The sequence below is a fragment of the Pseudomonas fragariae (ex Marin et al. 2024) genome (assembly GCF_059621105.1).
On the sequence record NZ_CM184369.1, the window covers coordinates 1,807,008 to 1,827,104 of the forward strand.

At 58.9% G+C, this 20,097-nt stretch carries 18 protein-coding genes; 4 read left to right on the forward strand and 14 right to left on the reverse strand.

Annotated elements, in window-relative coordinates:
* Position 1 precedes the first annotated feature (1 nt).
* The 4 genes from AC54XV_RS08230 to AC54XV_RS08245 all read right to left on the reverse strand — a co-directional run bounded on the left by AC54XV_RS08230 (position 2) and on the right by AC54XV_RS08245 (position 3,577).
* Entirely contained in the window at positions 2-799 is a 798-nt protein-coding gene (locus AC54XV_RS08230) for an ABC transporter permease (protein WP_004408565.1), read from the reverse strand.
* Complete coding sequence (locus tag AC54XV_RS08235; RefSeq protein WP_003421288.1) at positions 786-1,628, reverse strand: ABC transporter permease; 843 nt, start codon at positions 1,626-1,628, stop codon at positions 786-788. The genes AC54XV_RS08230 and AC54XV_RS08235 overlap by 14 nt, the downstream gene beginning before the upstream one ends.
* Positions 1,625-2,431: an alkaline phosphatase family protein gene (locus tag AC54XV_RS08240; RefSeq protein WP_496718318.1), complete on the reverse strand. Its 807-nt coding sequence runs from the start codon at positions 2,429-2,431 to the stop codon at positions 1,625-1,627. The genes AC54XV_RS08235 and AC54XV_RS08240 overlap by 4 nt, the downstream gene beginning before the upstream one ends.
* A gap of 78 nt (positions 2,432-2,509) precedes the next feature.
* Positions 2,510-3,577 (reverse strand): ABC transporter substrate-binding protein, encoded by a 1,068-nt coding sequence (locus tag AC54XV_RS08245; protein WP_011267124.1) that lies wholly within the window; start codon positions 3,575-3,577, stop codon positions 2,510-2,512.
* A 354-nt stretch (positions 3,578-3,931) separates the two neighbouring features.
* Here AC54XV_RS08245 and AC54XV_RS08250 point away from each other — a divergent pair, with 354 nt between their 5' ends.
* Positions 3,932-4,651, forward strand: a complete 720-nt coding sequence (locus AC54XV_RS08250; RefSeq protein ID WP_024639961.1) for a UTRA domain-containing protein — start codon at positions 3,932-3,934, stop codon at positions 4,649-4,651.
* Between the two features lie 459 nt (positions 4,652-5,110).
* Positions 5,111-9,157 carry a beta strand repeat-containing protein gene (locus AC54XV_RS08255; protein ID WP_496718319.1) on the forward strand — a complete coding sequence of 1,349 codons (4,047 nt, stop codon included), beginning with the start codon at positions 5,111-5,113 and terminating at the stop codon, positions 9,155-9,157.
* A gap of 253 nt (positions 9,158-9,410) precedes the next feature.
* On the opposite strand, the gene AC54XV_RS08260 is transcribed toward AC54XV_RS08255, so the two are convergent.
* From AC54XV_RS08260 to minC, 5 genes are all read right to left on the reverse strand, one after another.
* A complete protein-coding gene (locus AC54XV_RS08260; protein WP_003368366.1) occupies positions 9,411-10,700 on the reverse strand; it encodes a M18 family aminopeptidase in 1,290 nt (429 codons plus the stop codon).
* 569 nt (positions 10,701-11,269) lie between these two features.
* The gene (locus AC54XV_RS08265; RefSeq protein ID WP_011267128.1) at positions 11,270-11,905 is read right to left on the reverse strand and encodes an RluA family pseudouridine synthase; all 636 of its coding nucleotides are present in this window, start codon (positions 11,903-11,905) and stop codon (positions 11,270-11,272) included.
* Between the two features lie 90 nt (positions 11,906-11,995).
* Positions 11,996-12,250 (reverse strand): cell division topological specificity factor MinE, encoded by a 255-nt coding sequence (gene minE / locus AC54XV_RS08270; RefSeq protein ID WP_003317453.1) that lies wholly within the window; start codon positions 12,248-12,250, stop codon positions 11,996-11,998.
* On the reverse strand, positions 12,250-13,062 hold the full coding sequence (gene minD / locus AC54XV_RS08275) for a septum site-determining protein MinD (protein ID WP_003317454.1): 813 nt from the start codon (positions 13,060-13,062) through the stop codon (positions 12,250-12,252). Before minD ends, minE begins: the two co-directional genes overlap by 1 nt.
* 231 nt (positions 13,063-13,293) lie before the next feature.
* Positions 13,294-14,034 (reverse strand): septum site-determining protein MinC, encoded by a 741-nt coding sequence (gene minC / locus AC54XV_RS08280; protein WP_003368369.1) that lies wholly within the window; start codon positions 14,032-14,034, stop codon positions 13,294-13,296.
* A 120-nt stretch (positions 14,035-14,154) separates the two neighbouring features.
* Here minC and AC54XV_RS08285 point away from each other — a divergent pair, with 120 nt between their 5' ends.
* Both AC54XV_RS08285 and AC54XV_RS08290 read left to right on the forward strand, forming a co-directional pair.
* Complete coding sequence (locus AC54XV_RS08285; RefSeq protein WP_024660968.1) at positions 14,155-15,087, forward strand: lipid A biosynthesis lauroyl acyltransferase; 933 nt, start codon at positions 14,155-14,157, stop codon at positions 15,085-15,087.
* Between the two features lie 32 nt (positions 15,088-15,119).
* On the forward strand, positions 15,120-16,304 hold the full coding sequence (locus AC54XV_RS08290) for a patatin-like phospholipase family protein (RefSeq protein ID WP_004408362.1): 1,185 nt from the start codon (positions 15,120-15,122) through the stop codon (positions 16,302-16,304).
* Positions 16,305-16,345: 41 nt separating this feature from the next.
* Here the strand turns inward: AC54XV_RS08290 and AC54XV_RS08295 are convergent, their stop codons facing one another.
* From AC54XV_RS08295 to AC54XV_RS08315, 5 genes are read right to left on the reverse strand one after another with little or no spacing between them, the layout of a single operon-like run.
* A complete protein-coding gene (locus AC54XV_RS08295) occupies positions 16,346-16,582 on the reverse strand; it encodes a Rieske (2Fe-2S) protein (RefSeq protein ID WP_004408361.1) in 237 nt (78 codons plus the stop codon).
* A complete protein-coding gene (locus tag AC54XV_RS08300; RefSeq protein ID WP_011267130.1) occupies positions 16,566-17,423 on the reverse strand; it encodes an iron-containing redox enzyme family protein in 858 nt (285 codons plus the stop codon). The genes AC54XV_RS08295 and AC54XV_RS08300 overlap by 17 nt, the downstream gene beginning before the upstream one ends.
* Complete coding sequence (locus AC54XV_RS08305; protein WP_058822897.1) at positions 17,423-18,220, reverse strand: dihydrodipicolinate synthase family protein; 798 nt, start codon at positions 18,218-18,220, stop codon at positions 17,423-17,425. Before AC54XV_RS08305 ends, AC54XV_RS08300 begins: the two co-directional genes overlap by 1 nt.
* Positions 18,210-18,728, reverse strand: coding sequence for a DUF6190 family protein (locus AC54XV_RS08310; protein WP_004408355.1), 519 nt, complete (start codon positions 18,726-18,728; stop codon positions 18,210-18,212). Before AC54XV_RS08310 ends, AC54XV_RS08305 begins: the two co-directional genes overlap by 11 nt.
* Positions 18,721-19,917, reverse strand: coding sequence for an aminotransferase class I/II-fold pyridoxal phosphate-dependent enzyme (locus tag AC54XV_RS08315; RefSeq protein WP_024639303.1), 1,197 nt, complete (start codon positions 19,915-19,917; stop codon positions 18,721-18,723). The genes AC54XV_RS08310 and AC54XV_RS08315 overlap by 8 nt, the downstream gene beginning before the upstream one ends.
* Between the last annotated feature and the right edge of the window lie 180 nt (positions 19,918-20,097).

A 20,097-nucleotide genomic window follows, 5' to 3' on the forward strand; every position in this document is an offset into this window, starting at 1 on the left:
CTCAGTCTTTGTCCTTGTTCAGTCGATTGGCGGCCCAGGTCAGCACCAGCACGAAGAGGAAATAGGAAATCACCAGCGCGCTGTTGAAGTGACCGCTGCTGTTGCGCATGTTGTTGAGGTACACCTGCAGGGTTTCATAGCGCGTGCCGACCAGCAGGTTGGCGAACACGAATTCGCCGAACAGGAACGAGAACGACAGCAGCAGGGCAATCATCAGGCCCTTGCGCAGGTTGGGCAGCACCACCATGAATGCCGCCTGCCAGGTGCTGGCACCGAGCAACCGGGCGGCGTCCATCAGGTCTGTCAGGTTGATGGCTTGCAGGTTGTTGGTGATGGCGCGGTACATGAAGGGCAGGGCGACGGTGAAGTAACAGCCGATCAGAATCCACGGTGTGCCGACCATCGCCATGGGGCCTGAGCCATACAGCTGCAGCAGGCCGACCGAGGAAACCACGGGCGGCACGGCAAACGGCAGCAGGATGAGGATGTTCATCAGCCCGTCGAGGCGCGGAAAGTAGTAATGCACGACGAACAGCAGGGGCAGAATCAGCACCACCGAAAGGATCAGTGCGCCGACGCAGACCAGCAGTGACTGGCCGAACGCCGTCAGAAAGCGTGGGTCGCTCCACAGCGCCACGTACCATTTGAAGGTCAGGCCACTGGGCAGAATGGTCGCCGACCAGCTGGTCGCGATCGAGTACAGGAAGGTGCCGGCCAGCGGCAGCAACAGGATCAGGAACAGCAGGCAGACCACCGTCTTGTGATAAATGCTCGCAGGCCCTCGTTCAACGCGTGACATGGTAGCTCCTTCTCAACAGCCACTGATGGACCACCGTGACCAGGGTCATGAGACCGACCAGAATCATCGCCAGCGCGCTGGCCATGTTCGGGTCCAGCGTGATATCGCCCGCGACCATCGCCGCGATGCGGATGGGCAATACGTTGAAATTGCCGGTGGTCAGCGCGTAGACCGTGGCATACGCGCCCAGCGCGTTGGCCAGCAGAATGACGAAGGTGCCGAGCAGCGCCGGGGTCAGCACCGGCAGGCCGATGTAGCGCCAGAACTGATAGCTGCTGGCCCCCAGCAGCGCTGCCGACTCGTTCCAGTCTTCGCGCACGGCATCGAATGCGGGGTAGAGCAGCAGCACGCCCAGGGGAATCTGGAAGTAGGTATAAAGGATGATCAGTCCGGTCTTGGAATACAGGTTGAAGTCATCGATGATCCCGGTCTGCTTGAGTATCAGGGTCAGCGCGCCGTTGAACCCCAGCAGGATGATGAATGCGAACGCCAGTGGAACGCCGGCAAAATTGCTGGTCATGTTGGCGAATGAATTGACGAAATCGCGCAGCCGCGAATCCACCTTGCGCAGCGAATAGGCACCCAGAACGGAGATGATGATGCCGAACAGGCTCGACCAGAAGCTGATCTCCAGGCTGTACTGAATGGCCTGCCGATAGAACTTCGAGCTGAACGCCCGGGTGAAGTTTTCCCAGCCCCAGCCGGCATCGCTTTGCAGGCTGTGGATCGCGACCCACAACAGCGGTGCGATCTGAAACACGATGAAAAATACGGCGAACGGCAGCAGGCACAACAGCCCCAGCCACTTGCCTCGGGAAAAGGTCGTCAATTGAAGATCTCCCGGCAGACCGGTTTGTCGTGAGGGATACCCAGCAGCTCGCAAACGGTGCCGCACAGATCGGTCTGGCGCGGCGCTGCGTCGACATTCAGGCTGAAGGCATCGCCGATAACGAACAGCGGTACTTCACGCTCTTCCGGCAACAGCCCGTTGTGCGAGCGGTCGTTGTTCATGCCGTGGTCGGCGGTTACCAGCACCTGATACCCCGCATCCAGCCAGCGTTGCAGATAGTCAGCCAGAATGATGTCGGCGCTGCGGGCGCTGTTGCGGTACTGCGCAGTGTCGAGGCCGTGCTTGTGCCCGGCGTCGTCGATGTTCATGGGGTGGATCAGCAGAAAGTTCGGGGCGTGGCTGAGGCGCAGACTTTCGGCGTCGGCGAACAGGTGCGAATCAGGGTAGTGGTCGGCCCAGTAGAACAGCCCGTGCTGGATCGGCAGGTCCGCTGCCTCGGTGTGGCGGTCGCGTGCCGGGTCGAACGGCGTGCGGTTGTACAGCTCGCTGACCCAGTGATAGGCCGCCGCTGCCGTGCTCAGTCTGGCGTCGCGAGCATAGTGAAAGATGCTGCGCTGATTCGACAGGCGTGAGACGTTGTTATGCACGATGCCGCTGTCGATGGGCGCGACACCGGTCAGTATGCATTCGTAAAGGGGGCGGGAGAGGGCGGGCAGTTCGCATTCGATCTTGTAGAGCGCGGCCCTGCCTGCATCATGCCAGGCTTGCAGGTGCCCCATCGCATGGCGTGCGACTTCGTAATTGAGGCCGTCCAGCACGATCAGGATGACGTTGTGTTTCATGGGCAACTCGCTTTGAAAGAACGGGCGAGACTGGCTCGCCCGGTGTACACGACTTCATCCCTGAGCCGCAGGAGAGGATCAGTTCATCTCGATGATGACCTGCTCGTTCCACATCTGCGGCAGCGCTTTGGAGGTTTTCTCCCAGGCGTCTGCGTTCTTGATCGGCTTGGCGTTTTTGTACTGGTCTTGCGGCAGCAACTTGGCTTGAACATCTTCAGGCAATTTGATGTGCTCTACGCGAATCGGGCGCGCATTGCCTTCTGCCAGCCTGATCTGACCCGCGTCGCTGAAGGTGTACTCACGCGCCAGCTTGGCGGCGTTCGGGTGTTTGGCATACTTGTTGATGATGGTGGTGTAGCCGGAAATCACCGAGCCGTCCGACGGGATCAGCACGACGTAATCATCGGGTTTGGTCATCTTGGCTTTGTAGCTCAGGCCATTGAAGTCCCAGACCACACCGACTTCGATTTCGCCTTTCTCGATGGTCTGAATGGTCGGGTTGGCCAGCGACAGACGCTTCTGTTTGGCCAGATCGGTGAACAGTGCCAGGCCCGGTGCGATGTTGCTTTCGTCACCTTTCATGGCGATGGCCGCTGCCAGTACACCGTTGGCAGCCTGAGCCGCAGTGCTCACATCGCCGATGGAAACCTTGTATTTGCCGGTTTTCAGGTCAGCCCAGCTTTTCGGGATATCAGAGCCGTGCAGCAGGTTTTTGTTGACGATGAAGGCAATGGTGCCCGTATAGGCCAGCGCCCAGTGGCCGTCCGTGTCCTTGGCCCAGGTCGGGATCTGCTCCCAGGTGGTTGGCTTGTAAGGCTGGGTGACGCCTTTTGCTGCGGCGATAGGGCCGAATGCTGCGCCTACGTCGCCAATGTCACCGCTGGCGTTGTCTTTCTCCGCTTCGAACTTGGCGATCTCCTGGGCCGAACTCATGTCGGTGTCCATGTGCTTGAGGCCGTATTTGGCTTCCAGGTCTTTCCAGATGCCGCCCCAGTTTGCCCAGTCATCCGGCATGCCGAGGCTGTTGACTGCGCCTTCAGCCTTGGCCGCAGCCTCCAGCGTTTTAAGATCCGTGTCCGCCGCCATGACCAGCGAACTCATTGCCATGGCTGAACCGAGGAGTGATGCCAACAAAAGATGTTTCATTCGGAGCTCCTAGTGCACTTCTTGCAAGAAGTGTTCGTTGCGGATTGTTTGGTCTAGATCAGCAATACCTGAGCCAAGTTAGGCTTTTTGCATGACATTTTCGTGTCGTGTCGCGTAGACAAAAGCGTTTTTCAAGGGCCCTGGCAGTGCCTGGCGCTAAGCGTAGACCATCGCAACGTGCGCGCTGAGCAGGGGGTTCGGGGCTGTTTTCAGCACAGTTGGCATGCAACGTGATTTGTCCTGTAACAGGACAGTCATGTACCCGGCCTAGGCTCACAGCAAGGGAGTCAACGGCGTTGACCGCACTGATGTATGCCTCGTAACAGGGCTGGTCTAGTCCAGACGGATACCGGAATGCGCGAAGATGTACCACGGGCGGTAACAACGATTTGCCATGCGCTGCAGGAGCAGATCGAACACGGCTTGTTGCCGCATGGCAGCAAGTTGCCTGCAGAGCGCAAGCTCAGTGAGGTATTCGCCACCACGCGCATCACCTTGCGTGAAGCGCTTTTGCAACTCGAGTCGCAGGGGCTGATTTACCGCGAAGAGCGGCGTGGCTGGTTCATCTCGCCGCCGCGGCTGGCCTATGACCTGATCAGGCGCAGCCATTTCCACGCAATGGTCTGTGCCCAGGGAAGGGTGCCTCACACCCAGCTTCTTTCTGCACGCCTGCAACCTGCTTCAGCGATGATCTGTGAAATGCTGGAACTGCCGGCGCTTTCGAGCGTGATCCAGATCTGTCGCGCGCGGCGCATCGATCAGCGCCTGGTGCTGTATGTCGAGCACTACCTGAGGCCGGAGTTGTTCCCCGGCATTCTCGAACACGATCTGAACGAATCGCTGACCGCACTCTACGCCCGCTGCTACGACATTCACTGCGGCCGGGTGCGCTTCGACATGGTTCCCACGTCTTTGCACAGCGAAGCATCCGCAGCACTGAAGGTTTCACTGGGTAGTCCGGGCCTGCGCATTGCACGAGTCAATTACGACCGCAAAGACCGGTTGATCGATTGCGATCTCGAATACTGGCGTCATGATGCTATTCATGTGCGCGCTGAGGTGCATGGCGACTGAACGCCTGTATTTAAAACCTGCTTGCCAGGCACGGTCTGCACCGTCGTTAGTTGCCTGTTTTCTATAAGTAAATGCTCATTTCAGTGATCGGAAACTTGCGAGGTACAGGGCCTGTTTAATAGGCTCTGTGTAACGCATGCGTTTAACTAACAAAAAAAATCAATGAAGATAACGCTGTTGTCTCTTGGGGCGTGGGCGTAGATTAGTTGGTTTTTGTCATCAGGATTTTCAGAGTAATTATTCTAATATTCCATGAAGAATTTACAAAAAAGTTAGTATTAATTAATGTTTTTTAGTGGGGTGTGGTAGGTTTTTTAGTGCGGAAGGATGTGCGCTGTTAGTGGCTGTTTTGTGCACCATCGTTCCACATTGGATTAAGGCTGACATGGCGGTTGTCCTGTAAAGCAATGCTTGATAAGTGCAGCTGCTTTTATTTAAAGGATCTATGAGGATGCTGTAATGAATCTCGACAAGGCGTTGGTGCTGCGTACCTGTGCAAATAACATGGCCGATCATTGCGGCCTTATATGGCCCGCTTCCGGGACGGTTGAATCCAAATACTGGCAGTCAACCAGGCGTCACGAGAATGGTCTGGTGGGTTTACTGTGGGGCGCTGGAACCAGCGCTTTTCTAAGCGTGCATGCCGATGCGCGATGGATTGTCTGTGAAGTCGCCGTTGCAGACATCATCAGTCTGGATGAGCCGGGAATGGTCAAGTTTCCGCGCGCTGAGGTGGTTCATGTCGGCGACAGGATCAGCGCGTCACACTTCATTTCGGCGCGTCAGGCCGACCCTGCATCAACGCCCCCGCCCACGTCAATGACCACGCCCCCGCCCACGCCTGCGGCAGCACATGTCACATTACCTGTGGCGGCAAGTGTCACGTTACCGGTGGCCGAACAGGCCAGTCATGAAGTGTTCGATGTGGCGTTGGTCATCGCAGCGGCCCCCTCAGTAAATACCCTGCCGGTAACGACGCCGCAGAATTTGCAGACCGCCACTTACGGCAGCACGTTGAGTGGCGACAACCACAGTCGGCTCATTGCCGGTTATGGCAGTAACGAGACCGCTGGCAACCACAGTGATCTGATTGCCGGTTATGGAAGTACAGGAACCGCCGGTTCCGACAGCTCGCTGGTCGCAGGCTATGGAAGCACCCAGACTGCCGGAGGGGACAGCGCGCTGACGGCGGGTTACGGCAGCACCCAGACCGCCCGCGAAGGCAGCAACCTGACGGCAGGGTATGGCAGTACGGGAACAGCTGGCTCGGATAGTTCGTTGATCGCCGGTTACGGCAGTACTCAGACTTCCGGAGAAGACAGCTCGCTCACAGCGGGTTACGGCAGCACGCAGACGGCCCAGGAAGGCAGTAATCTGACGGCCGGGTACGGCAGCACCGGCACGGCGGGCTCCGATAGCTCGCTGATCGCCGGTTATGGCAGTACACAGACCTCTGGAGGTGACAGCTCGCTGACGGCGGGTTACGGCAGCACGCAGACGGCCCAGGAAGGCAGTAATCTGACGGCCGGGTACGGCAGCACCGGCACGGCGGGCTCGGATAGTTCGTTGATCGCCGGTTACGGCAGTACACAGACTTCCGGAGAAGACAGCTCGCTCACGGCGGGTTACGGCAGCACGCAAACGGCTCAGGAAGGCAGCAACCTTACCGCTGGGTACGGCAGCACCGGCACGGCGGGCTCGGATAGCTCGTTGATCGCCGGTTACGGCAGTACCCAGACTTCGGGCGGCGACAGTTCGCTGACCGCGGGCTACGGCAGTACGCAGACGGCTCAGGAAGGCAGCAACCTGACCTCCGGGTACGGCAGCACTGGTACCGCAGGTGCCGACAGCTCGCTGATCGCCGGTTATGGCAGCACGCAAACCTCGGGCAGTGACAGCGCCCTGACCGCCGGCTACGGCAGCACGCAAACGGCTCAGGAAGGCAGCAATCTCACTGCTGGGTATGGCAGCACCGGCACGGCAGGTTCCGACAGCTCGCTGATCGCCGGTTACGGCAGCACGCAAACCTCGGGCAGCGACAGTTCGCTCACGGCGGGTTACGGCAGTACGCAGACGGCCCAGGAGGGCAGCAATCTGACGGCGGGGTACGGCAGCACGGGTACAGCAGGTGTCGACAGCTCTCTGATCGCGGGATACGGCAGCACGCAGACCTCGGGAAGTGACAGTGCGCTGACAGCAGGTTACGGCAGTACGCAGACGGCCCAGGAAGGCAGCAATCTGACGGCGGGGTACGGCAGCACTGGCACGGCAGGTGCCGACAGTTCGCTGATCGCCGGATACGGCAGCACGCAGACCTCGGGAAGTGACAGTGCGCTGACAGCAGGTTACGGCAGTACGCAGACGGCCCAGGAAGGCAGCAACCTGACTGCGGGTTATGGCAGCACTGGTACGGCAGGTGCCGACAGCTCGTTGATCGCCGGATACGGCAGCACGCAGACCTCAGGCAGTGAAAGTTCGCTCACCGCGGGTTACGGCAGTACCCAGACGGCCCGTGAAGGCAGCACGCTGACAGCCGGGTATGGCAGTACGGGAACAGCTGGCGCTGACAGTTCGCTGATCGCCGGTTACGGCAGCACGCAAACCTCGGGCAGTGAAAGCTCGCTCACGGCAGGTTATGGCAGTACCCAGACCGCACAGCAGGGCAGCGTACTTACATCCGGCTATGGCAGTACGCAAACGGCGGGGGCTGCCAGTAACCTGACCACCGGTTATGGAAGTACCGGCACTGCGGGTCATGAAAGCTTCATCATCGCCGGTTACGGGAGTACACAGACAGCGGGCCACAAAAGTATCCTGACCGCGGGCTATGGGAGTACTCAGACTGCCAGGGACGGTAGCGACCTGATTGCGGGCTATGGCAGTACAGGAACCTCAGGCTCAAGCAGTTCGCTGATCGCAGGTTATGGCAGCACCCAGACCGCGAGTTACAAAAGCATGCTGACCGCCGGTTATGGCAGTACTCAGACGGCCAGAGAACACAGTGACCTTGTCGCAGGCTATGGCAGCACGTCAACGGCAGGTTCAAACAGTTCGCTGATCGCCGGATACGGCAGCACCCAGACGGCGGGCTTCAAAAGCATACTGACCGCCGGTTATGGCAGTACCCAGACGGCACAGGAGCGCAGTGATCTGGTCGCCGGCTATGGCAGCACGTCGACTGCGGGCTACTCCAGTTCCTTGATCGCCGGCTATGGCAGCACGCAGACGGCAGGCTACGGGAGCACGTTGACGACCGGTTATGGCAGTACGCAGACCGCGCAGGAAAACAGCTCGCTCACCACCGGTTACGGAAGTACCTCCACTGCGGGCTATTCCAGCTCGCTGATCGCGGGTTACGGCAGTACGCAGACGGCAGGCTACGAGAGCACGTTGACCGCCGGTTACGGCAGTACGCAAACCGCACAGGAGCGCAGTGACCTGGTGACAGGTTATGGAAGTACTTCCACTGCCGGCTATGCGAGTTCGTTGATTGCAGGTTATGGCAGCACGCAGACGGCAGGCTACGAGAGCACCTTGACCGCCGGTTACGGCAGCACGCAAACCGCACAGGAAAACAGCTCGCTCACCACAGGCTATGGGAGCACTTCCACCGCCGGCTTTGCCAGCTCGCTGATCGCCGGTTACGGCAGTACGCAAACAGCCGGCTACAAAAGTACCCTCACGGCCGGCTACGGCAGTACTCAGACCGCAGAGTACGGAAGTTCACTCACTGCGGGCTATGGCAGCACTGCGACGGCCGGGCAGGACAGCTCGTTGATCGCCGGTTATGGCAGCTCCCTGACCAGCGGAATCAGAAGTTTTCTGACGGCAGGCTATGGCAGTACGCTGATCGCCGGACTTCGCAGTGTTTTGATCGCCGGTTATGGCAGTAGCCTTACATCGGGCATTCGCAGCACATTGACTGCGGGTTATGGCAGTAACCAGATTGCAAGTTACGGCAGCTCGTTGATTGCAGGCCATGAAAGCATTCAGGTCGCCGGAAATAAAAGCATGCTGATCGCCGGCAAGGGCAGCTCGCAGACCGCAGGTTTTCGCAGCACGCTGATTGCCGGTGCGGGCAGCGTACAACTGGCGGGTGATCGCAGCCGTTTGATTGCCGGTGCAGACAGTAATCAGACCGCGGGTGACCGCAGCAAACTACTGGCCGGTAATAACAGTTATCTGACCGCCGGCGATAGAAGCAAACTCACCGGCGGGCATGACTGCACCCTGATGGCGGGCGATCAAAGCAGATTGACCGCTGGAAAGAACAGTATCTTGACGGCCGGCGCGCGTAGCAAACTTATTGGCAGTGAAGGCTCGACGCTCTCGGCTGGAGAAGACTCCACGCTGATTTTCAGGCTCTGGGACGGGAAGAGGTACAGGCAACTGGTTGCCAAAACGGGTGAGAACGGTGTTGAAGCCGATATACCGTATTACGTGAACGAAGATGACGATATTGTCGATAAACCCGACGAGGAAGATGACTGGATAGAGGTAGAGTAGCCAGCGATATTCAAGCACTCCACTACTGAATCATCGACAGGGTGTGTCGATGGAGTTCGGGACATGAAGTCCCTTTATAAACGAATGATCTTTTGTTGCGTAAGATATGGCTCAGGATCATGCAGGCAAAAGCAGCTTTTTTATCGTTGTGATTAGAGAGGTTTTATTTTTTTTCACTGGCGTTTACCGGGGGTCAATACTGACACGCGAGAGCAGCAGGCCGCTCCCGCGTTACCGATGATCGCCTCAGTCGTTATGGCAGCTCGTGGCTGGCATAGAACGCGCTCAATACCTTGACCAGATGCGCCAGGTCATGGCTGCCGGCCAGTTCGCGGATCGAGTGCATGGCGAACGTTGGCAAGCCGATATCTACCGTGCGGATACCCAGGTGGCTGGCAGTGATCGGTCCGATGGTCGAGCCGCAACCCATGTCGCTGCGTACCACAAAGCTCTGCACCGGGACTTCTTCGGCCATGCACAGATGGCGGAAGAAACCGGCGGTTTCGCTGTTGGTGGCGTAACGCTGGTTGCTGTTGACCTTGATCACCGGCCCGGCGTTGAGCTTGGGGCCGTGATTGGCGTCGTGCTTGTCAGCGTAGTTGGGATGAATGCCGTGGGCGTTGTCGGCTGAGATCAGCAGCGACTTCTGAATCGTGCGCACGTAGTCTTCGCTGCTTGGCAACAGGCGCTGGACGATCTGCTCAAGCATCGCGCCGTCTGCGCCACAGGCAGAAGACGAGCCAACCTCTTCGTGATCGGTGCACACCAGCAGGGCGGTTTCGTCGCTCTCGGTGTTGAGCAGTGCCTGCATCCCGGCGAAACACGACAACAGGTTGTCCAGGCGTGCGCCTGCCAGGAAATCCCCGTTGAGGCCGACCACAGCGGCGCCCTGGGTGTCGTAGAAGCTCAGCTCGTAATCGAGCACCACATCGGCATTGAGCCCGTGTTCGCGGGCCAGTTGGTCGGTCAGCAGCGCACGGAAGTCCGCGCGCTCGTCACCGGCTACCTGCGCCAGGATGGGCGGCAGTTCGTTTTGCGCGTTGATCGCCCAGCCTTCGTTGGCAGTGCGGTTCAGGTGAATGGCCAGATTGGGAATCACGGCGATCGGCAGCTTGAAGTCGATCAGTTGGCTTTCGACCTTGCCGTCGCGGCGGAAAGTGACGCGGCCGGCCAGCGACAGATCCCGATCAAACCAGGGGGCCAGCAAGGCGCCGCCGTAGACTTCGACGCCCAACTGCCAAAAACCCTGACGTTGCAGTTCCGGTTGCGGCTTGACCCGCAGGCACGGGCTGTCGGTGTGTGCGCCGACCATGCGGATGCCGCCCGTGAGTGGCGACTGACGGCCCATGCGGAAAGCGACGATGGAGGAGTCGTTACGGGTGACGAAGTAACGACCTCCGGTTTCTACTGCCCACGTATCACGTTCGTCCAGCCGCTGAAAACCTGCGGCTTCAAAGTGTTGCACGAGGGTGGCAGTGGCGTGGAATGGGGTAGGAGAAGCCTTCAGGAAATCAATAAGGCCTTTGTTCAACTCTGCGCGCATAAATAGCTCCAGACAACAATGGCGCGAGTTTACCGTATTGGATGATTTGCTGCCTTCGGTTGCGCTCATCGCGCAGCTCTCGTGCCGACGCGCTGTGTGACGCAGAGCGTCACGAACTGCATGCCGACGCGGAGCGTCGGCACGATAATCAAAACCGCAGTCATTGCCGCAAAAGTGCTTCTCAACCACGATGTCACTGACGACGCAGAGTGCGACGTTAGTGACGGCTGAGTCCTGGCGCTGATCCGGGGGTAGCCTGGCAGGACGCCAGGCTAGCCGCACCGCGCCATGGATGGCGCGTTGCGGCGACCCCCGGATCAGTGTCAGGGCGAAGGAACCCGACGAAGTCGGGCCGGAAACAGGAGCGGGGACTTTGCTCACTTTGGTCCCTCAAAGTGAGTCGCCGAGGGGCGAAAAGGTGACCTGAGCCGAACGTCAATCCACCTGATGTCGCAGAACTGCTGTGTGACGCAGAGCGTCACGAACGGCATTACCACGCGGAGCGTGGGAACGATAGTCAATCGATGACACCCCAGAGTCGCAGTATGTCGCTCACCGCCCAACTCAAATCAGAACGGCGCAGCACACTCGAAGGTCATTCGCTCGCCAGTCCCGGGATGCGTGAAGCTCAGCATGCTGGCATGCAGACACAGACGTGGATAGGCCGCCAGCGCTTCCGGATGCGCGTACAGCCCATCACCCAACAGCGGATGCCCGATCGACAGCATGTGCACACGCAACTGATGCGAGCGGCCAGTGATCGGCGTGAGCTCGACGCGACAATAAGTGTCATGCCGCTCGACAACCTTCCAGAACGTCAGCGCGTGTTTGCCACCCTCGTGGTCCACCACATGCCGGGGCTTGGTAGGCGGGTCGTAGCGCAACGGCAGATCGATGCTGCCGCTGTCCAGGGACGGTTGGCCCCAGCACAGCGCGGTGTAGGCTTTCTCGGTTTCGCGGTCATGAAACTGACGCGACAGTTCGCGATGCGTATCGGCATCGCGGGCCAGCAGAATGATGCCCGAGGTTTCCCAGTCCAGACGATGGACGATACGCGCTTCGGGGTAACCGTTTTCCTGCAGGCGGGTAATCAGGCAATCCTTGTTGTCGTCGGCACGACCGGGAACGGAAAGCAGCAGGGTAGGCTTATCGATCACCAGAACGGCGGCGTCCTGATGAATGATGCGGATGTTCGACAACGGCATGCAACGGCCTCGAAACGCTAGAAACGCCGACGGCGGCAAGGGCGCAGCTTCCGGAGAAGTGCGCCGATACCGCCGCGAGCGACTGCCTGATCAGCGATCGGGCAGGGTGATATTGAGTTCCAGAATAGAACAGCTGCCCTGGCTTTCCAGAGCGACCTGTACCTGATCAGACTCGATATTGACGTATTTACGGATCACTTCCACCAGCTCTTTCTGCAGCGCAGGAAGGTAGTCCGGGGTACTGCGTTGGCCGCGTTCGTGAGCAACGATGATCTGTAGACGCTCTTTCGCTACCGAGGCCGTGCTTCCTTTTTTGCGGTCACGAAAGAAGTCAAAAATATTCATTAATTACCCCCGAACAGGCGTTCAAAGAATCCTTTCTTATGCACATCCAGAAACCGGTGCTCAAGTGTTTTGCCCAGCAGGCGGTCGACCGCATCGCTGTAGGCCTGACCCGCGTCGCTCTGGTCATCGAGAATGACCGGCACGCCCTGGTTGGAAGCTTTCAGTACAGCCTGGGATTCGGGAATCACGCCGAGCAGGGTAACGGCAAGGATTTCCTTGACGTCTTCCACGCCGAGCATTTCGCCCTTGCTGACGCGCTCAGGGTTGTAGCGGGTCAGCAGCAAGTGTTCCTTGATCGGGTCTTCGCCGCGTTCGGCGCGACGCGATTTGCTGGCCAGCAGGCCCAGCATGCGGTCGGAGTCACGCACCGACGAGACTTCAGGGTTGGTCACGACGATGGCTTCGTCGGCGAAGTACATGGCCAGGTGAGCACCGGTTTCGATGCCGGCCGGCGAATCGCAGACGATGTATTCGAAGGATTCCTTCAGCTCCATGAGGACTTTTTCAACGCCCTCCTTGGTCAGTGCTTCCTTGTCGCGGGTCTGGCTGGCGGCCAGCACGAACAGGCCTTCGATCTTCTTGTCCTTGATCAGCGCCTGTTGCAGGTTGGCTTCACCATTGACCACGTTGACGAAGTCATACACGACACGACGTTCGCAACCCATGATCAGGTCGAGGTTACGCAGACCGACGTCGAAGTCGACGATGACTGTCTTGTGGCCGCGCAGTGCGAGGCCGGTACCGATGGCGGCGCTGGTGGTGGTCTTGCCCACACCACCCTTGCCGGATGTAACAACGAGAATCTTGGCCAAGGTGTATCACCCCTAGAGGAAAAGGACATTGAGTCCCTGAAAGGCATCTCCTGGCGCCGCGCACGCCGAAGCATTCTGGAAGTCCTGGGGTCTGATTCCGGAAAGCTAGCACTAAGCTATTACTTTCGACTCATATACCCGCTGAAAAGCAGTGCTTTTCAGAACTTCCTGCCGCCTTCACGACAATTTCGCGACGAATCAGAGATGCTTTGAAAATTGCGGCAGTATCCGTTAAAGACGAATGATGTTCAACACATCACCTGACAAGCTGATCTGGACCGGCGAGCCCCATAACGGGTCCCTGCGCAAGTCCTCGGACACCTTGTATTGCCCGGCAATCGAAATCAGCTCGGCACTCAACTGCTGACAGAAGATGCGTGCCTTGGTATCGCCCTTTATTCCCGCCAGTGCCCTGCCACGCATCGGGCCGTAGACATGGATGTTTCCATCGGCGAGAAGTTCCGCACCAGGACTGACCGGCGCGACTACCACCAGGTCGCCGCCCTGAGCGTAGATCTGCTGCCCGCCGCGTACCGGAGCGGTTATCACGCGGGTCGGCTTGATCAGTGGCTCGGGTGGTTTTTCCGGTATTTTTTTCGGTGCTTCGGCCTCGACCGGGTCGATCACGCGTTCACGTGCGCCGGACGGCGGCAGGACCGGGAGGTCGACGGCAATCGCCGCAGCAATGTCTTCGATGCGGTTGGCGCGGATCGCCAGGGTGCGCAGGCCATGCTGGCGACAGATGCGCACCAGACCCGGGAGATCCACCGGCCCCTCGTTCGGTGCGAGTTTGTCCAGAGCCAGGATCAACGGCGTATTGCTGAAGAAGTTGGGGGCTTGTGCCACCTTGGCGGCCAACTGCCTGTCGAGCGCTTCAAGGTTGGTTCGGGCCAGCTCCATCACGGTGATGGCGAGCATGCTGCCCTTGAGCTGAAATACAGGTTCCGGGTTTTGCGATTCAATCTGGCTCATGGTTGATATACACAACAGCTTGTCGCTAAAAGTGCCGAGACTTATAGCGAGAACGCCCGCGAGCCGCAAGCGGCCAGAACCGTTGTAGAATGCGCGGCCTTTGTTCTGACGGAAGCCCAAATGGATCGCCCGCGTCTTAAAGCCAGTTTCCTTCACCCCCGTTTCTGGCCGCTATGGCTGGGGCTGGGGCTCTTGTGGCTGATTGTTCAATTGCCATTTTGTGTTCTGCTGGTCATCGGTCGGGCACTGGGCGCCATCATGTACCGTGTGGCCACTGATCGAAAAAAAATCGCGTCGCGCAATCTGGAGCTGTGCTTCCCGCATTTGTCCGCGGCCGAGCGCAAGCGTCTGCTCAAGGAAAACTTCGCCTCCACCGGGATTGCCTTTTTCGAGATGGCGATGAGCTGGTGGTGGTCGAAAAAACGTCTGGCCAGGCTTGCCCACGTCGAAGGGCTCGAGCATTTGCAGAATGCCCAGGAAAAAGGCGAGGGCGTGATTCTGATGGCGCTGCATTTCACCACGCTGGAAATCGGCGCGGCGCTGCTGGGCCAGCAGCACACCATCGACGGCATGTATCGCGAGCACAAGAGCCCGCTGTTCGACTTCGTCCAGCGTCGCGGGCGCGAGCGCCATAACCTTGATTCGCTGGCTGTCGAGCGCGATGACGTGCGCGGCATGCTCAAGTTGCTGCGCGCCGGCCGGGCCATCTGGTATGCGCCGGATCAGGACTATGGCGCCAAGCAAAGCATTTTTGTGCCGCTGTTCGGCATCCAGGCCGCGACCGTGACCGCCACCAGCAAGTTCGCCCGCCTGGGCCGTGCGCAGGTTGTGCCCTTCACTCAGTGGCGTCTGGCAGACGGCAGTGGTTACCGGCTGGTGATCCATCCGCCGCTGGATAACTTTCCGGGGGAAAGCGACGAAGCCGATTGCCTGCGCATCAACCAATGGGTGGAAAAGGCCGTCACTGAATGCCCGGAACAATATCTTTGGGCCCATCGACGCTTCAAAAGTCGACCGCCAGGTGAACCGAAGCTATACAACAAGCATAAATAAAACGCGTCTTCGATCACCGAGGTCAGTTGTAGATGCCAGATCCTGCTGTTGCGATCAATGCTGTGAGGAGTCCGGTCGAACCGGTAACCGGGCTCATTCTTTCAGGTGGTGGTGCACGTGCCGCCTATCAGGTCGGGGTGCTTGCAGGCATTGCCGACCTGTTGCCTGCCGGGGCGCCCAACCCTTTTCCGGTCATTGTCGGCACGTCGGCAGGGGCGATCAATGCAGTGAAACTGGCCAGCGGTGCGCTGCACTTTCGCATTGCCATTCACCAATTGACCGAGTTCTGGCAGTCATTTCGCAGTCATCAGGTTTTACGCAGCGACTGGTCGGGTGTGATCCACCAGGCCAGCCGGTTTTTTGGCCGCAGCCTGATGGGCTTCGGACGAAACATTCCCGTTGCCTTGCTCAACAGCTCACCGCTGCGTGAACTGCTCAACGAGCGGCTGGACCTTTCCGGGATCGAAGCGGCGATCAATGCTCACCACCTGCGCGCGGTGGCGGTGACAGCCTTTGGCTACGAGTCGGGGCAAGCGGTCACGTTTTATCAAGGGCGGGGCACCATCGAGCCGTGGTTACGTCATCGGCGTATCGGTCGTCCGACGCAACTCACCGTGGATCACCTGCTTGCCAGCTCGGCTATCCCGTTGCTGTTCGCTCCAGTGATGCTCGATAAGGAATACTTTGGTGACGGAGCCGTGCGTCAATCTGCACCGATCAGCCCGGCGCTGCATCTAGGGGCCAATCGGGTGCTGGTCGTGGGTGTCAGCGGCAATCCGCGCGGGCTTAAAAGCGAACGACCCGCACCACGTCCACCGAACGGCATGCAGCCGAGTCTGGCGCAGATCAGCGGGCACATGCTCAACAGCACCTTTATTGATAACCTGGAAAGCGATATCGAATTGCTTGAACGACTGAACACGGCCAGCGCGTTGCTGCCCGATGAGCAGATCAGGCAGCCGGGCATGGAGCCGGTGGAAGTGCTGGTGATTTCGCCGAGCCGTCCGCTGGATGAAATCGCGGCCCGCCACCGCCGTGAACTGCCCCCCGCACTGCGCACGTTCCTGCGCGGGCCGGGCGCGACCAGGAGCAGCGGTGCCAGTGTGCTGAGCTATCTGCTGTTCGAGTCAGGTTATTGCAGCGAATTGATCGAGCTGGGGCGTCACGACGCGATTGCTCAGGGTGCCGAACTGAAGCGCTTTTTGCGTCTGACCTGACGTCGCCACGGCAGGAGCGAGCCCTGCCGTGGAGCGCGCTGTTATCTCACTCGGCGTACCTGCAACTGACCGCACGGCGGACCGCTCAGTTGCTCCCCGGTTTCGAGGCTGAACACCGAAAAGTGCAGGGGACAGGTGATGGACCGGCGTTTCTCGTTGACCACTCCATGCTCCAGCCATCCTTCACGATGCGGGCAACTGCTCGGTATCAGGTATTGCTCCTGGCCAATGTGTACGGTGAACGTGTCGGGACGACGAAACTCAGCAGGCTCGTTCAAGGCTGACCTCCTTGTTGAAATGCTTGAGCCGACGGGCTTTTTCTACCGCCAGGTCGAACGCCAGGTTGGTGATCTCGCGTCCCATGCAGATGCCGCGCCAGGCTTTTACCGGATCCAGATCCCCGCTGACGTCCATGGCCTTGAGCAGGCGCTGGCCCTCGATGGCGTGGAAAACGTCGATATGAACGTGTTCTGAATAGTAGGTATGAGCCTTGATCTGCAAGCGCTCGCAAAGCTGCGTGTAGCACTCGAAAAAGAACGGTACCACGGTCTCGAAGTAGGTGATGACGCCGGCAAACCATGACGCATCGTCCGCCCGCATCGCCAGCCAGCAGAACATATTGGGAAAGGTGAAACCGGCGCTGGAGTTGGCGTCTACGTAAAACTGCAGGTCCAGCGGCATTTCCAGTTCGCGCAACAGGTCCTGATAGAGCGTGGTATGCGAGCGTTTGAGGTTCCCCGAGCCGAACTCGTCGATCATCATGCGCAGCATGGGCATCTGTGCGGGAAGGCTGAGCCTGGGCATCAGGTGATAGAACACCTGTGCTTCGGTCAGGCCATCCAGTGCAAACTCCTGAACCAGAATCCGGAATTCGTCGAGGGTCATGTCGTTGGCGACATACTGTGCGCTGGGCGGTACTTCGCTGCTCTCCTGTTCGACCAGCTCGGCCAGCATTCTGCGCAGACCGGCAAGGTCATCAGGCGCATCTGCCGTCATGCTGCGTTCGATGGCATCCTCGATCCAGTGTTGCTCGAACGCCAGAATCGCCTGTGGCATGGGCACCCGCTTTTCGATAAGCGCACGGTTGGCCAGAAACAGTTGCTTGTGCAGGTCTTCCATCAGGCAGCCTCCTCGGTGACGACACGCTCGCTGTTGATCACGCCCCTGGCTCTGAGCTCGCGCTTGATATGCGCGTACCAGTCCGGGGCATTGAGCAGATAACCCTGGTTAAGCGTGGCGACTTGCTGGCTGAGTGCCGGCTGCTGCCGGGCAGCCGCTGTCCGGCACAGCAGCGGTTCCAGATTGGCCAGGGAAACCACATTGCCGTCGGACTCCAGGTCTCCGGCCAGCTGCATTTCCCAGCCGATGAAGTAGTCGACGCCCTCCTGTCGAATGGCATCTACCTGAGCCTGCGGGCGCGACAGCGAGGGCGAGTCCTTCAGGCCAATGACTCTGGGTAACTGCGCGATGGCCTTGAGGGTGGCGAAGGACTTTTCGTTGCCCGACAGGGCGGCCTCGTTGTACATGAAGATATCCATGTGCGTCGCGTCATGAATGGTCTGGTAATGCTCGATGATCGCCTGCTGGCTGATACCGGGCGTCAAGGGTGAGGTAAACATCACTGCTTGAGCACCGGCATCCTGAGCCAGGAGGGCAAAGTCCAGCACCTCCTGCGTCGAATGGCGTTCGATCCCGGCGATGACGCTGCGCTCGCCCGCGTGCCTGAGGGTCAGCGTCAGCATCTGCAGCCATTGCTGACGCGACAGCCGCCAGCCCTCTCCGGAGGTCAGGCATGGAATGTAGCCATCGACATGGGGCGCGAGGCTACCCAAAAGGCGTTCGAGGCTGGCTTCGCAGACTTGCTCCTGCGCGTTCAGAGGCGTTATCAGGGGGACCAGAATGCTTTTACCAGACATGTTGAAAGTCCTCGTTGCTGATCACCATGGCGCAGGACTGGTCATAGAGACGCTGGAGCATCTTCGGGAACGTCTGCCGTCGAATGGTGCTTTCGAATGGTTGAAGGAAAGGCTGCAGCACTTGCAGGCGCAGCAACTCCGGATCGTGGGTATAAAACGGGATTTCCTGCTCCAGCACTTGAGCAGCCAGCAGTTTCTTGTCGGCCGGCAGACCTCTGAACAGCGTTTCACCTGCTGCGCGCTGGAGCACCTGTTCGCTATAGCCCTCACGCTGTATTGCCATGTCGGTGTGCAAGACATCCATGAACGGGTAATAGGCGTCCTGCAGGGCACGGCCTTTCTTCCAGATGATGGCGTCGCAAATGCCTATCTGGGCGAAATTCATCTGCACGCTGCTCTCGTAGAACCGGGAGAAGAACTCCAGGGATTTGTCACGCACGCCGGGATCGGCATGGTGCATGCCCATGAAAACCGTGGCATCGATCATCGGCAGGTCGAAGTCAGACATGGAGGTTCTCCAGTGCCTGCGCAATTGCCTGAACGGCGGCCTCGAATTCGTCCGGCTTGCGTGCCAGTGCCAGGCGTATGTAGCGCTGGCCTTTTTCCGGCTGGCTCCAGTAGAAATACTTGCCCGGCAGTACGTAGACGTCCGATTGCAGCAGATAAGCCTGCAAGTCATCGGCGTTCACGCCGGCGGGTAGAATCTCGAACCAGGCCACGCTGGTATCGATCATCGGTTGCACATACTTCAAGACCTTGCCTTCAAGGCAGGCACGCGCCTTGCTGCGGTTGAGGTCCAGCACCGAGCGCACGGAGTCGAAGTCATCGTCGTTGCTGTCCTCGATGTAGCGGGTCACGACGTTGAGGATGAACGGTGAGACATTCAGCAGGACGCTGGTGACAATGCTGTAGATATCGGCGTTGATGTCGCGGCTGGCCATGAGCGTGGCGCATTTGGTGTCCTGCAGGGGCCAGGTCTTGCCCGTATCTTCCATGACCAGGTATTGAGTGCCGATGTCGTCGAGAATCGCGTAGGCATCCACGCGCTGCTTGCCGGAGGCTCTGAAGAACGAGGCGAAACAGAAATCGAGGATCAGCAGCTTGTTGTAATCCCGGCAGTAGCGGGCCACTTCGACAAACGTGTCCGGCCCCTCGGCAAACAGGCTGGAACCTGTCGGGTTGTTGGGATCGACCAGAAAGATTGCGTCCAGTCCGATGGCGGCCTTCTGCAACGTTGCGTACACCTCGGTCGATGACTTGAACAGGCTTTCATCCAGTGCCGACATGGGCACTTCCATGTGTTTCAACAGGTCATGCAGGTTGTCGAAACAGGGCTCGATCAGCCCGACGCTCATGTTCTTTTTGCGCAAGTAGGTCGCAGTGATATGCATGGCGATGGACGCGGCGTAGACGAGATAGATTTCGTCGTGGCGTTTCAACGCATGATGCTGGCCGTGGAAGGTGAAGAAGGCCTGAATGAACGTCTGTTCACTCTGATACTGCGTCTGGTTCTGTGCCCGATACCACAGCTCGGGCAGGCTGGCGACGATCATGCGCTGGGTCTCGCTCTGATCCTGGTGCGTGTGGGCATCGGCCAGATTGAAGCGGGTCTTGAGGGCAGAAATTTCGTGTTGGGTAATATCGTCCAGAACAGGAACTGCGTTCAAGGTGTCGATACCGGCATACAGACTATTCATACCATTATCCCTGTGGCGTCATTATTGTTTGGGAAGCCGCCGTCCTGGATATCCAGAACGCCGGAGCAGATTTCCTTATTTTCGGCGCCAATAACACTGTACCTAAGTGCAAACAGCAGGGCGTTAGTGTTTCAGCGTGTTGACCTGTTCTTAAGTACAGTAGATTTGCCTATTTAAATA